This window comes from Streptomyces sp. NPDC053367 (genome assembly GCF_044545925.1).
Taxonomy (GTDB): Bacteria; Actinomycetota; Actinomycetes; order Streptomycetales; family Streptomycetaceae; genus Streptomyces.
On record NZ_JBITYN010000001.1, the window covers coordinates 1,117,998 to 1,131,408 of the forward strand.

Consider the following 13,411-nt stretch of genomic DNA (forward strand, 5'->3'; position numbering starts at 1 on the left):
GACACCCGGAACAACCCCCGGTCGGACCCGCGCCCCTCCCCCGGGCGTACGGGGCCCGCCGGGTGTACCGCAACCGTGGTACGCCCGGCCCGCGTCCCCGCTCCTGACGGGGCTGTCGGTGGGCTTCGCTACAGTCGCGGCACAACCGGTTCACAGCAAATGGGGTGGGGACACATGAAGCTGCGTCACACGGCTGCCTGGACAGGCGTCACGGCCGTCGCGCTCATCACGACCTCGGCGTGCGGCGGCACCGCGCAGAAGGCCGCCGTCGACAACGCCGACGCCGTCATGGCGGCGCTGGCTCGGGCGACCGACCGGACGGAGGAGATCGGGTCGGCGCAGATGAACCTGACGGCCGACATGGGCACCGGCACGCCGGTCACCATGAACGGCACGTACTCCTGGGGCGACGGCTACGCCTTCGACGTCGAGATGGACACCGCGGCCGTCCAGATGCAGGCCCTCCAGGACGCGCCGACCACGCGCATGCTGTTCGTGGACGGCGCCTACTACTACGACATCGACCCGCAGTCCTCCGGCCCGATCGCGGGCAAGGAGTGGATGAAGATCGACGCTTCGGCGGTGTTCGGCGAGGGCGCCCAGGCGTTCAACACGAGCGCCGGCGCGAGCAGCCCGGCCGCCTCCATGCGCGGCCTGAAGTTCGCCAAGGACGTCGAGGACCTCGGCCGGGAGACGGTCAACGGCAAGAGCGCGGTGCACTACCGTGCCGAGCTGGGCGAGAAGGAACTGGGCAAGTTCGCGGACGCCTACACCGAGGACAACCCGTTCACGAACCTGGCGGGCAACCCGTCCTCGATCGTCATGGACATATGGGTGGGCGAGGACGACCTGCCGGTCCGGATGAAGCAGGACATGGGCACCATCAGCATGACCATGGACTTCGAGAAGTTCGGCGCCACCGCCGAGGTCGAGGCTCCGCCCGCCGCCGAGACGGGCGACCTCACGGAGCAGGTCAAGCAGTTGCAGTCGCAGCAGGGCTGAGCCCGGGCACCCGCGCGCCCGGGCTCGGCAAGGGGGCTCAGTGGTTGCGCGGGAAGCCCAGGTCCACGCCCGCCGGGGCCTCGGACGGGTCCGGCCAGCGGGTGGTGACGACCTTGCCGCGGGTGTAGAAGTGCGTGCCGTCGTTGCCGTAGATGTGGTGGTCGCCGAAGAGGGAGTCCTTCCAGCCGCCGAAGGAGTGGTAGCCGACGGGGACGGGGATCGGGACGTTCACGCCGACCATGCCGGCCTCGATCTCCAGCTGGAAGCGGCGGGCGGCGCCGCCGTCGCGGGTGAAGATCGCGGTGCCGTTGCCGAACGGGGAGGCGTTGATGAGGGCCACGCCCTCGTCGTAGGTGTCCACGCGCAGCACGCACAGCACCGGGCCGAAGATCTCGTCCTGGTAGGCCTTGGCGGACGTGGGCACCTTGTCGAGCAGGGAGATGCCGATCCAGTGGCCGTCCTCGAAGCCCTCGACCGTGTGGCCGGTGCCGTCCAGGACGACCTCGCAGCCCTCGGCCGCCGCGCCCTCGACGTACGACGCGACCTTGTCGCGGTGGGCCTTGGTGATCAGCGGGCCCATCTCGGAGGCCGGGTCGTTGCCGGGGCCGATCTTGATCTTCTCGGCGCGCTCGCGGATCTTGTCCACCAGCGTGTCGCCGATCGAGCCGACGGCGACGACCGCGGAGATGGCCATGCAGCGCTCACCGGCCGAGCCGTAGGCCGCCGACACCGCGGCGTCCGCGGCCGCGTCCAGGTCGGCGTCCGGCAGCACCAGCATGTGGTTCTTGGCGCCGCCGAGGGCCTGCACGCGCTTGCCGTTGGCGGAGGCGGTGGTGTGGATGTAGCGGGCGATGGGGGTCGAGCCGACGAAGGACACGGCCTTGACGTCCGGGTGCTCCAGGAGGCGGTCGACGGCCACCTTGTCGCCGTGGACGACGTTGAACACGCCGTCCGGCAGACCGGCCTCCGACAGCAGCTCGGCGATCCTCAGGGACGCCGACGGGTCCTTCTCGCTCGGCTTCAGCACGAAGGTGTTGCCGCACGCGATGGCGATCGGGAACATCCACATCGGCACCATCGCCGGGAAGTTGAACGGCGTGATGCCCGCGACCACGCCCAGCGGCTGCCGGATCGCGGCCACGTCGACACGGCTGGCGACCTGCGTCGACAGCTCGCCCTTCAGCTGCACGTTGATGCCGCAGGCCAGGTCGACGATCTCCAGGCCGCGCGCCACCTCGCCGAGGGCGTCGGAGTGCACCTTGCCGTGCTCGGCGGTGATCAGCTCGGCGATCTCGTCGCGGTGGGCGTCCAGCAGGGCGCGGAACCGGAACAGGATGGTGGTGCGCTGGGCCAGCGACGACTGGCCCCAGGTCACGAAGGCCTCCTTGGCGGCCTGCACCGCCGCGTCGACCTCGTCGGCGGACGCGAAGGCGACCTTGGTGGTGACCGCGCCGGTGGCCGGGTCGGTGACCTGGCCGAAATTCCCCGACGCGCCTTCGACGGTCTTGCCGCCGATCCAGTGGTTGACGATCTTCGTCATTCCCAGTTGCTCCTTCACAGATGGCGGCGTCGGGTCGAGACGTGCCGGTCGTACTCCTCACGGGCCTCGACCGCCGACGGGCGGGTCGCGGTCTCGGCCACAGGAACATCCCACCAGGCCTGCGCGGGCGGCGGGCCCGACACTGTGTCTGCCGTTTCGGTCTCCACGTAGACACATGTGGGAGTGTCGGCCGCCCGCGCCTCCCGCAGGGCGGACCGCAGGTCGGCGACGGTCTTCGCGCGCAGCACCCGCATGCCGAGGCTGGCGGCGTTCGCGGCCAGGTCCACCGGGAGCGGGGCCGCGCTGTAGGTGCCGTCGTCGGCGCGGAAACGGTAGGCGGTGCCGAACCGCTCGGCGCCCACCGACTCCGACAGGCCGCCGATGGAGGCGTAGCCGTGGTTCTGGACCAGCAGCATCTTGATCGCGATGCCCTCCTGCACGGCCGTGACGATCTCGGTCGGCATCATCAGATACGTGCCGTCCCCGACCAGCGCCCACACGGGGCGGTCCGGCGCGGCCAGCTTCACCCCGATGGCCGCCGGGATCTCGTAGCCCATGCAGGAGTAGCCGTACTCGAGGTGGTACTGGTCGGCCGACCGGGCACGCCACAGCTTGTGCAGGTCGCCGGGGAGGGAGCCGGCCGCGTTGATCACGATGTCCGTCTCGTCGACCACCGCGTCCAGCGCGCCCAGCACCTGCGGCTGCGTGGGGCGTGCGCCGGGGTCGGGGGCGGCGAAGCAGGCGTCCACGCGCCGCTCCCAGTCCACCTTGTCCCGCGTGTAGGAGGAGACGTACGACTCGTCGACCCGGTGCCCGTGCATCGCCAGGGCCTCGGTCAGCTCCTCCAGGCCGCTGCGGGCGTCCGCGATCAGCGGGGTGCCGGCGAGCTTGTGGCCGTCGAAGGGGGCGATGTTGAGGTTGAGGAAGCGGACGCCGTCACCCGCGAACAGCGTGCCCGAGGCGGTGGTGAAGTCCGTGTAGCGGGTGCCCACCCCGATCACCAGGTCGGCGTCCCGGGCCAGCGCGTCGGCGGTCGCGGTGCCGGTGTGGCCGATGCCGCCGACGTCCTGGGGATGGTCGAACGGCAGGGAGCCCTTGCCGGCCTGGGTGGAGGCGACCGGGATGCCGGTGGCGCTCGCGAACTCGGCGAGGGCCGTCTCGGCGCGGCTGTGGTGGACGCCGCCGCCCGCGATCAGCAGGGGCCGGCGGGCGTGCCGGACCGCCCGGACGGCCTCCGCCAGCTCGGCCGGGTCGGCCCCTGGACGTCGTACGGCCCAGGTCCGCTCGGCGAAGAACTCCTCCGGCCAGTCGTACGCCTCGGCCTGCACGTCCTGCGGGAGGGCGAGGGTGACCGCGCCGGTGTCGACGGGGTCGGTGAGGACGCGCACGGCCTGGAGCGCGGCCGGGATCAGGGCCTCGGGGCGGTGGACGCGGTCGAAGTACCTCGACACCGGGCGCAGGCAGTCGTTGACCGAAACATCGCCCGCGTACGGCACCTCCAGCTGCTGGAGCACCGGGTCGGCGGGGCGGCCCGCGAAGACGTCGCCGGGCAGCAGCAGGACCGGGAGGTGGTTGATCGTGGCGAGGGCCGCTCCCGTGACCAGGTTGGTCGCGCCGGGGCCGATGGAGGTGGTGACCGCGTGGGTGGACAGGCGGCCCGACTGGCGGGCGTAGCCGACGGCCGCGTGCACCATCGCCTGCTCGTTGCGGCCCTGGTGGTAGGGCATGGCGTCGGCGTACTCCACCAGCGCCTGGCCGATCCCGGCGACGTTGCCGTGGCCGAAGATGCCCCAGGTGGCGCCGATCAGCCGGTGCCGTACCCCGTCGCGCTCGGTGTGCTGGGCGGCGAGGAAGCGGACGAGCGCCTGGGCGACGGTCAGCCTGATGGTCATCGGTACGCCTCCGTGGTGGTCATCGGTACCCGCCGGTGGTGGTCATCGATACTCGTCCGAGGGGTCCTCGGCAGCCGTGCGAGGCGGTCTTCGGCATGCGTCCCTCGTGGTCATCGGTACCCCTCCGCGTGGTCCGGGTGGAAGCGGATCCGCCACTCGCGGGTCTCGCCCGGGCCCGCCATGACGTTGAGGTAGTACATGGCGTGGCCGGGCTGGGCGATCGACGGGCCGTGCCAGCCGTCGGGGACGAGCACGGCGTCGCCCGAGCGCACCTCGGCGAGGACGTCCGCGCCGCCCTCACGGGAGGGGGACACGCGCTGGTAGCCGTAGCCGCCCGGGCCCTCGATCTCGAAGTAGTAGACCTCCTCCAGCTCCGCCTCCTCGCCCGGCCGGTGCTCGTCGTGCTTGTGCGGCGGGTACGACGACCAGTTGCCGCCCGGTGTGATCACCTCGACGGCGATGAGCCGGTCGCAGGCGAAGGCGTCCGCCGAGGCGAAATTGCGTACCCGGCGGGCGCAGGTGCCGCTGCCGCGCTGCTCGACGGGGACCTCCGGCGCGGGGCCGTAGCGGGCGGGGAGTCGGCGCTCGCACTTCGCTCCTGCCAGGGCGAAGCGGCCTCCCGCACCGGAGGCGATCTGGACCCGGGCATCCCGCGGCACATACGCGAAGTCGGAGACCGACGCGAAGACGCTCTCCCTGCCCAGGAGTTGGAAGTCGGCGTCCGCTGTGCGCACGCTACAGCCGCCGCTGAGCGGAAGCACGATCCACTCGCTGTCCCCGGTGGAGAACGTGTGGTCGCCCCCGGCCGCCAGCTCGACCACCCGCAGGCTGCTGTACGTCCAGCCGGCCCGCTCCGGGCCGAGGTCGACGGCGTACGGCCCCTGCGCGGCCGTGCCCCGGGGGATGTGCAGCTCCTTGCTCGTACGGCTCATCGGCGCGCCCTCACAGCAGTCCTACGGCGGTGTCCACGGCGGCGGCCACGTCGCCGTCCGCCGGGTACAGCAGCGAGCGGCCCACCACCAGCCCGCGCACGGTGGGCAGTCGCAGCGCGCCCCGCCACTTCTCGTACGCCCGGGCCTGCTCCTCGGCCGAGCCGCCCGCGTCCCCGCCGAGCAGTACGGCCGGCAGGGTCGTGGTCTCCATGACCCGGGCCATGTCGTCGGGGTCGTCGGTGACGGGCACCTTGAGCCAGGTGTAGGCCGAGCTGCCGCCCAGCCCCGAGGCGATGGCGAGGGACCGGGTGACGGCGTCGGCGGACAGATCGTTGCGCAGCCGTCCGTCCGGGTCGCGTCGGCTGATGAACGGCTCGACGAACACGGGGAGTCGGCGCGCGGCCATGTCGTCGATGGCGCGGGCGGTGGACTCCAGGGTGGTCAGCGAGCCCGGGTCGTCGTAGTCGATGCGCAGCAGCAGCTTGCCGGCGTCGAAGCCGAGGCGCTGGATGTCCTCGGGGCGGTGGCCGGTGAAGCGGTCGTCGAGCTCGAAGCGGGCCCCTTGCAGTCCGCCGCGGTTCATCGAGCCCATCACGACCCTGTGGTCGAGCGCGCCGAGCAGCAGCAGGTCGTCGAGGATGTCCGCGGTGGCCAGCACGCCGTCCACGCCGGGGCGGGACAGCGCGAGGACCAGACGCCCGAGCAGATCGGCCCGGTTGGCCATCGCCAGCCGGTCCTCCCCCACGCCGAGCGCGCCGCGCGCGGGGTGGTCGGCGGCCAGGATCATCAGCCGGCCGGCGTCCCCGATCAGCGGCCTGCGCAGCCGGCGCGCGGCCGCCTCGGCGACGGCCTCGGGGTGGTGGGTGCGCAGCCGCACGAGCTCGCTGACGTCGACCTCGGGGAGCGCGAGTGGCTGACGGGTGTGCGCCCCGCCCACCCGGCCGCCCCTCACAGCACCGCTCCGGCGCTCAGGGCCGCCTCGATCTCGGCCTCGGTGGGCATCGCGGAAGAGCACTCGAGGCGGGAGGCGACGATCGCGCCGGCGGCGTTGGCGTGGCGTATGACCGTCTCCAGCTCCCAGCCCGCGAGGAGCCCGTGGCACAGGGACCCGCCGAAGGCGTCCCCGGCACCGAGGCCGTTGAGGACGGTCACGGGGAGGGGCGGCACCTCGGCGCACTCGCCGTCGGCGCGCACGGCCAGCACGCCTTTCGGGCCCTGCTTGACGACCGCGAGCTCGACCCCGGCCGCCAGCAGCGCCCGTGCGGCGGCGTGGGGTTCGCGCTCGCCCGTGGCGACCTCCACCTCGTCGAGGTTGCCGACGGCGACGGTGGCGTGCCGCAGGGCCTCGGCGTAGAAGGGGCGGGCGGCGGACGGGTCGCGCCGGGCCGTGTCGTTCCAGAGAACGGGCCGCCAGTCGAGGTCGAACACGGTCGTGCCGGCCTTCTGGCGGTGGGCGAGCGCCGCGAGGGTCGCCGTACGGCTCGGCTCCTCGCTCAGACCGGTGCCGGTGACCCAGAAGACGCGGGCCCCGCGTACGGCGTCCAGGTCGAGGTCGTGGGCGTCGATCTCCAGGTCGGGGGCCTTGGGCTGCCGGTAGAAGTACAGCGGGAAGTCGTCGGGCGGGAAGATCTCGCAGAAGGTGATCGGGGTCCTCAGCGCGGGCACCGGTGTGACCCAGCGGTCGTCGACGCCGAACTCCCGCAGCGCTCGGTGGAGGTAGGTCCCGAAGGGGTCGTCCCCGGTGCGGCTGATCAGGGCCGTGCGGCGGCCGAGGCGGGCCGCGGCGACGGCGACGTTGGCCGCGGAGCCGCCGAGGAACCTGCCGAAGGCCGTCACCTCGGCCAGCGGGACCCCCGCCTGGAGCGGGTAGAGGTCAACGCCCAGCCGCCCCATGGTGATCAGGTCGTACGCCATCGACTTCCCTTCGTGCCGGCGGACCGGTTCAGCGACGGTTCCTGCCGCCGATCCGGCTCACTGACGGTTTCTAGCCCCGCTTCCACGACCCTGTCAATGTTTTGTCCGGACATTCGGACCAGTGCTTGACACCTCTTCCGGAGGCCCGCAGTCTGGCGCCCATGACGCCGTTGTCCGCACAAAAGCCCCAGTCCTCACTGTCCCGCATCCGCATCGGTTCGGCGCCCGACTCCTGGGGCGTGTGGTTCCCCGACGACCCCCGCCAGGTGCCCTGGCGGCGCTTCCTGGACGAGGTCGCCGACTCCGGCTACGAGTGGATCGAACTGGGCCCGTACGGGTATCTGCCGACCGACCCGGCCGTGCTCGCCGAGGAGACGGCCAGGCGTGGCCTGAAGGTGTCGGCGGGCACGGTGTTCACCGGCCTGCACCACGGCGCGGACGTCTGGGACCGGACCTGGGCGCATGTCGCCGACAACGCCGCCCTGGCCCAGGCGATGGGCGCCCGGCACCTCGTCGTCATCCCCTCCTTCTGGCGGGACGACAAGACGGGTGAGGTGCTGGAGCCGAGCACGCTCACCGCCGAGCAGTGGCGCAGTCTCACCTCCCTGACCGAGCGCCTCGGCCGCGAGGTGCGCGAGCGCTACGGGCTGACGATCGTCGTCCACCCGCACGCCGACACCCACATCGACAGCGAGGAGAACGTCACCCGCTTCCTCGACGGCACCGACTCCTCCCTGGTGTCCCTGTGCCTGGACACCGGGCACTACGCCTACTGCGGCGGCGACAGCGTCAAGCTGATCGAGACCTACGGCGAGCGCATCGGCTATCTGCACCTGAAGCAGGTCGATCCCCGGATCCTCGCGGACGTACGGGCGAAGGGGACCCCCTTCGGGCCGGCCGTGGCGCAGGGCGTCATGTGCGAGCCGCCGGCCGGGGTGCCCGCGCTGGGGCCCGTACTGGAGGCGGCGGGGAAGCTGGACGTGGACCTGTTCGCGATCGTCGAGCAGGACATGTACCCGTGCGAGCCGGACCGGCCGCTGCCGGTCGCCCGCCGGACGCGGGCCTATCTGCGCTCCTGCGGGGTGTAGGAGGGCGCCCACAGGTGTGCGCCCCCTCGGGGTGCCCGCGTGACAGGTGTGCGCCCCCTCGGGGGCCCCGCGTGCGCCATGTATCGCTTCTGTCACCAACACCACCCTCCTGTCACACATGTCCCGGATACGCGGGCTCCACGTCACACGGCGTCCACAGCCGCTTCCCCTCCGTCACGCCACGTCGTTCACCGGGCACAGGCCTGGTGATCGCCAGCACTGCGCCCGGCTCCCCCGACGGCCGCCCCCGGCCGCGCCGCGGCGCGACGCAGGGAGGTGCGACTCATGACCGACCGACGGCTGTGGTCCTACAAGGAGATCGCGGCGCACATCCGGGTCCAGCCGGACACCGTGCGCTCCTACCGCAAGCACGGGCTGCTGCCACCACCCGACCACGTGGAGGGCGGCAAGCCCTACTGGTACCCGGACACCGTCCGCGCCTGGGTCGCCTCCCGGCCCGGCAACCGGGGGCGCCGGGAGGACTGACCCCCGCCGAAACCGGCTGTGCCCCGCCTTCCGGGTGGGGCACAGTGCCGTCCATGGACTTCTCGACCAAGCCGGTGCTGACCGGCGAGCGGACCGTGCTCCGGCCCTTCACGGCGGCCGACGCGGACACGATGTGGGAGATCATCGGCGACCCCGAGGTCCTCCGCTTCACCTATGAGCCCGGCAGCGACCTCGATCCGGAGAAGGTGCGCTCCTGGTACGCCACACGCTCCACGCAGACCGACCGGCTCGACCTGGCCGTCACCGACCGCGCGAGCGGCGAGCTCGTCGGCGAGGTGGTCCTCAACGAGTGGGACCCGCACGCGCGCAGCTGCACCTTCCGCACCCTGATCGGCCCGCGCGGCCGCGGGCGCGGGCTGGGCACGGAGGCCATGCGACTGATCGTCGGCCACGGCTTCGAGCAGCTGGGCCTGCACCGCATCGAGCTGGTGGCCTACGGCCACAACCACCGGGCCCTGCACGTCTACGAGAAGGTCGGCTTCACCGTGGAGGGCGTCCGCCGCGAGGCGGCCCTGCGGGACGGCGAGTGGGCCGACGAGGTCATCATGGCCATGCTGGACCGGGAGTGGGCCGCCCTCACCGCCACGGCTCGATGACCGTCACCCCCGCCCCGGGCGCCGTACCCGTCCGCGCGAGCGCCTCCGGTACGGCGTCCAGCGCGATGCTCGACGTGACCAGCAGGTCGGGCCGCAGCACCCCCGAGCGGACCGCCTCCAGCATCGCCGGGTAGGTGTGCGCGGCCATGCCGTGGCTGCCGATCAGTTCCAGCTCCAGGGCGATGGCGCGGGCCAGCGGCACGGGGGTCGTGCCGTCCGGCGAGGGCAGCAGGCCGACCTGGACGTGGCGGCCCCGGCGGCGCAGGCCGTTCACGGAGGCGGCGCAGGTGGCCGGCGAGCCCAGGGCGTCCAGGGACAGCTGGGCGCCGCCGCCGGTGAGGTCGAGGACGGCGGCCGCCGTGTCCGTCACCTGCGAGGCGTCCACGACGTGCGCCGCGCCGAAGGCCCGCGCCAGCTCCAGGGCGCGTGGCGAGACGTCGACCGCGACGACCCGGGCGCCCGAGGCCGCCGCGATCATCACCGCGGACAGTCCGACCCCGCCGCAGCCGTGCACGGCCACCCACTCCCCCGCGGCGACCCGCCCCTGCTGCACGACCGCCCGGAACGCGGTGGCGAACCGGCAGCCCAGCGAGGCGGCGGTGGCGTACGACAGGTCGTCCGGGATCGCGACGAGGTTGACGTCGGCGTGGTCCAGGGCGACGTACTGCGCGAAGGAGCCCCAGTGGGTGAAGCCCGGCTGGGTCTGGCGCTCGCACACCTGGTGGTCGCCGGCCGCGCAGGCGGCGCAGGTGCCGCAGCCGCACACGAAGGGCACGGTCACCCGGTCACCGGGCCGCCACCGGGTCACCCGGTCGCCGGTGGCCTCGACGGTCCCGGCGAGCTCGTGACCGGGCACGTGGGGCAGCGTGATGTCCGGGTCGTGGCCCATCCAGCCGTGCCAGTCGCTGCGGCACAGCCCCGTCGCCTCCACCCGCACCACGACGCCGTGCCCGGCCGGACGCGGGTCCGGCACCTGGCGCACCTCGGCCGTCTCGCCGTACCGCTCGAACACCACCGCGCGCATGCGCTGCCCCTTTCTCCCGCCGGAACGTTAACGCGGCGGGGTCGGGGTGTTGCTTGGAGAAATACCCCCTAGGGGTATACAGTGAGGAGTGCGGGGCCCACCGTGGACCGCAACAGCCCCATACGCCTCGACGAGGAGTAACGACATGACCGCCCAGACCGACACCGTCACCGCCGTCTACAAGGTCAGCGGCATGAGCTGCGGCCACTGCGAGGGCGCGATCTCCGGCGAGATCTCCCAGCTGCCCGGCGTCACCTCGGTGAAGGCCGTCGCCGCCAGCGGCGAGGTCACGGTCGTCTCCACCGCCCCGCTGGACGAGGAGACCGTCCGCGCCGCCGTCGACGAGGCCGGCTACGAGCTGGTCGGCCGCGCCTGAGACACCCCCTCGTGACCACGGGCCGTACCGGCCGCCGATACTGGCCCGGTACGGCCCGGTCCGTTTTCTGGAGTACGACGATGACCAGCACCCCCGAGGCACCCCCGGCCCCCGCGGCAGAGGTCGAGCTGCTCATCGGCGGGATGACCTGCGCCTCCTGCGCGGCCCGCGTCGAGAAGAAGCTCAACCGCATGGAGGGCGTGACCGCGACGGTCAACTACGCCACCGAGAAGGCTCGGGTCAGCTTCCCGGAAGGCACGACGGTCGCCGACCTCATCGCGACCGTGGAGCGGACGGGCTACACGGCCGAGGAGCCCGCGCCCGCCGTCGAGCCCGCCGTCGGGGAAGCCCGCCCGCAGGAGGATCCCGAGCTGGTGTCCCTGCGCCACCGGCTCACCGTCTCCGGCCTGCTCGCCGTGCCCGTCGTGCTGCTCGCCATGGTCCCGGCCCTGCAGTTCGACAACTGGCAGTGGCTGTCCCTCACCCTCGCCGCGCCGGTCGTCGTCTGGGGCGGCCTGCCCTTCCACCGGGCCGCCCTCACCAACCTCCGGCACGGCGCGTCCACCATGGACACCCTCGTCTCGCTCGGCACCCTCGCCGCCTTCGGCTGGTCCCTGTGGGCGCTGTTCCTGGGCGACGCGGGCATGCCCGGCATGCGGCACGGCTTCGACCTCACCGTCACGCGCACCGACGCCTCCTCCACGCTCTATCTGGAGGTCGCCGCGGGCGTCACCGCCTTCCTGCTGCTCGGCCGCTACCTGGAGGCCCGCGCCAAGCGCCACGCCGGTGCCGCCCTGCGGGCGCTGATGGAGCTCGGCGCGAAGGACGTGGCCGTGCTCCGGGAGGGCCGCGAGGTGCGGGTGCCCGTCGACGCGCTCGGCGTGGGCGACCTGTTCGTCGTACGGCCCGGCGAGAAGATCGCCACGGACGGTGTCGTCGCCGAGGGCACCTCGGCCGTGGACGCCTCGCTGCTCACCGGCGAGTCCGTGCCGGTCGACGTGGCGCCCGGGGACCCGGTGACCGGCGCGACCGTCAACGCCGGCGGCCGGCTCGTCGTACGGGCCACCCGGGTCGGCGCCGACACACGGCTCGCGCGGATGGCGAAGCTCGTGGAGGAGGCGCAGAGCGGCAAGGCCCGGGTGCAGCGGCTCGCCGACCGGGTCGCCGCGGTGTTCGTGCCGGTCGTCATCGCGCTGGCCCTGGGCACGCTCGGCTTCTGGCTGGGCACCGGGGACGGGCCGGCCGCGGCCTTCACGGCCGCCGTGGCCGTGCTGATCATCGCCTGCCCCTGCGCGCTGGGCCTCGCCACCCCGACCGCGCTGCTCGTCGGCACCGGCCGGGGCGCCCAGCTCGGCATCCTGATCAAGGGGCCCGAGGTCCTGGAGTCGACGCGGCGGGTCGACACCGTCGTGCTCGACAAGACCGGCACGGTGACGACCGGCCGGATGACGCTGCACGAGGTGTACGCCGCCGAGGGCACCGACGAGAAGCAGCTGCTGCGGCTCGCGGGCGCCCTGGAGCACGCCTCCGAGCACCCGGTCGCCCGGGCCGTCGCCGCGGGCGCCGAGGAGCGCGTCGGGCCGCTGCCGGAGGTCGAGGACTTCGAGAACGTCCCCGGGCGGGGCGTACGCGGGCGCGTGGAGGGCCACGAGGTGGCGGTGGGGCGCCTGTTCGGGGCCCTCGGGGACGAGCTGACGCGGGCCCGCGCCGAGGCCGAGAGCGGCGGGCGTACGGCCGTGCCGGTCGGCTGGGACGGGGAGGCGCGCGGGGTCCTGGCCGTCGCCGACGCCGTGAAGGACACCAGCGCCGAGGCGGTGCGCGAACTGCGCGCGCTGGGGCTCACGCCGGTGCTGCTCACCGGGGACAACCGGGCGGTCGCCGAGGCGGTGGGGCGGGCGGTCGGTGTCGACGAGGTGATCGCGGAGGTGCTGCCCGAGGACAAGGTCGAGGCGGTACGGCGGCTGCAGCGCGAGGGCCGGTGCGTCGCCATGGTCGGTGACGGCGTCAACGACGCGGCCGCGCTGGCCGCCGCCGACCTGGGCCTGGCGATGGGCACGGGGACCGACGCGGCGATCGAGGCCGGTGATCTGACGCTGGTCAGCGGGGATCTGCGTGTGGCCGCGGACGCGATCCGGCTGTCACGCAGGACGCTCGCCACGATCAAGGGCAACCTCGTGTGGGCCTTCGGCTACAACGTGGCCGCGCTGCCGCTGGCCGCGGCGGGGCTGCTCAACCCGATGATCGCGGGAGCCGCGATGGCCTTCTCCTCCGTCTTCGTCGTCACCAACAGCCTGCGGCTGCGGACGTTTCGCGGGGGTACCGGCCGGTAAGGACGGGGGCGCTCTGGAGTCCCGGGCGGGCCTCACATAAGCTCTTCACAAGTCTCGCGCATCTTCCTTACGCTGGGGCAACGCTCGCCAACATGCCCCTTGCTCATCTAAACGGGACATTTGCAAGAGACGCAGATCACAGTGATGTGAACGTAACCATCGAAGGGGTTCGAAGGTCTAAGTTGGCAATGTCGGAAGGCGTCTTGGGGG

Annotated in this window: 12 protein-coding genes; 6 read left to right on the forward strand and 6 right to left on the reverse strand. The window is 72.9% G+C overall.

Going from position 1 to position 13,411, the window contains the following annotated elements; genetic code table 11:
• Positions 1-174 precede the first annotated feature (174 nt).
• Entirely contained in the window at positions 175-1,002 is an 828-nt protein-coding gene (locus tag ACIGXJ_RS05155) for a hypothetical protein (RefSeq protein WP_399641724.1), read from the forward strand.
• Between the two features lie 37 nt (positions 1,003-1,039).
• On the opposite strand, the gene mmsA is transcribed toward ACIGXJ_RS05155, so the two are convergent.
• The 5 genes from mmsA to iolC all read right to left on the reverse strand — a co-directional run bounded on the left by mmsA (position 1,040) and on the right by iolC (position 7,280).
• Positions 1,040-2,542: a CoA-acylating methylmalonate-semialdehyde dehydrogenase gene (gene mmsA, locus ACIGXJ_RS05160; protein ID WP_399641726.1), complete on the reverse strand. Its 1,503-nt coding sequence runs from the start codon at positions 2,540-2,542 to the stop codon at positions 1,040-1,042.
• Between the two features lie 14 nt (positions 2,543-2,556).
• Positions 2,557-4,434, reverse strand: coding sequence for a 3D-(3,5/4)-trihydroxycyclohexane-1,2-dione acylhydrolase (decyclizing) (iolD, locus tag ACIGXJ_RS05165; RefSeq protein ID WP_399641728.1), 1,878 nt, complete (start codon positions 4,432-4,434; stop codon positions 2,557-2,559).
• A 110-nt stretch (positions 4,435-4,544) separates the two neighbouring features.
• Positions 4,545-5,366 carry a 5-deoxy-glucuronate isomerase gene (iolB, locus tag ACIGXJ_RS05170; protein WP_399641730.1) on the reverse strand — a complete coding sequence of 274 codons (822 nt, stop codon included), beginning with the start codon at positions 5,364-5,366 and terminating at the stop codon, positions 4,545-4,547.
• A gap of 10 nt (positions 5,367-5,376) precedes the next feature.
• The gene (locus tag ACIGXJ_RS05175; protein WP_399641732.1) at positions 5,377-6,303 is read right to left on the reverse strand and encodes a deoxyribose-phosphate aldolase; all 927 of its coding nucleotides are present in this window, start codon (positions 6,301-6,303) and stop codon (positions 5,377-5,379) included.
• 11 nt (positions 6,304-6,314) lie between these two features.
• Positions 6,315-7,280 (reverse strand): 5-dehydro-2-deoxygluconokinase, encoded by a 966-nt coding sequence (gene iolC, locus ACIGXJ_RS05180; RefSeq protein ID WP_399641733.1) that lies wholly within the window; start codon positions 7,278-7,280, stop codon positions 6,315-6,317.
• A 161-nt stretch (positions 7,281-7,441) separates the two neighbouring features.
• Here iolC and ACIGXJ_RS05185 point away from each other — a divergent pair, with 161 nt between their 5' ends.
• The 3 genes from ACIGXJ_RS05185 (at position 7,442) to ACIGXJ_RS05195 (ending at position 9,471) form a co-directional block, all read left to right on the forward strand.
• Positions 7,442-8,368 carry a sugar phosphate isomerase/epimerase family protein gene (locus tag ACIGXJ_RS05185; RefSeq protein ID WP_399641734.1) on the forward strand — a complete coding sequence of 309 codons (927 nt, stop codon included), beginning with the start codon at positions 7,442-7,444 and terminating at the stop codon, positions 8,366-8,368.
• A gap of 285 nt (positions 8,369-8,653) precedes the next feature.
• A complete protein-coding gene (locus ACIGXJ_RS05190) occupies positions 8,654-8,854 on the forward strand; it encodes a helix-turn-helix transcriptional regulator (RefSeq protein ID WP_399641736.1) in 201 nt (66 codons plus the stop codon).
• A gap of 53 nt (positions 8,855-8,907) precedes the next feature.
• Positions 8,908-9,471, forward strand: a complete 564-nt coding sequence (locus ACIGXJ_RS05195) for a GNAT family N-acetyltransferase (RefSeq protein WP_399641737.1) — start codon at positions 8,908-8,910, stop codon at positions 9,469-9,471.
• Here the strand turns inward: ACIGXJ_RS05195 and ACIGXJ_RS05200 are convergent.
• Entirely contained in the window at positions 9,452-10,495 is a 1,044-nt protein-coding gene (locus ACIGXJ_RS05200; RefSeq protein WP_399641738.1) for a zinc-dependent alcohol dehydrogenase family protein, read from the reverse strand. The genes ACIGXJ_RS05195 and ACIGXJ_RS05200 overlap by 20 nt on opposite strands.
• Before the next feature lie 145 nt (positions 10,496-10,640).
• On the opposite strand from ACIGXJ_RS05200, the gene ACIGXJ_RS05205 reads away from it, so the two are divergent.
• Positions 10,641-10,871, forward strand: a complete 231-nt coding sequence (locus tag ACIGXJ_RS05205; RefSeq protein WP_399641740.1) for a heavy-metal-associated domain-containing protein — start codon at positions 10,641-10,643, stop codon at positions 10,869-10,871.
• Between the two features lie 80 nt (positions 10,872-10,951).
• A complete protein-coding gene (locus ACIGXJ_RS05210; RefSeq protein WP_399641741.1) occupies positions 10,952-13,201 on the forward strand; it encodes a heavy metal translocating P-type ATPase in 2,250 nt (749 codons plus the stop codon).
• Positions 13,202-13,411: the final 210 nt, after the last annotated feature.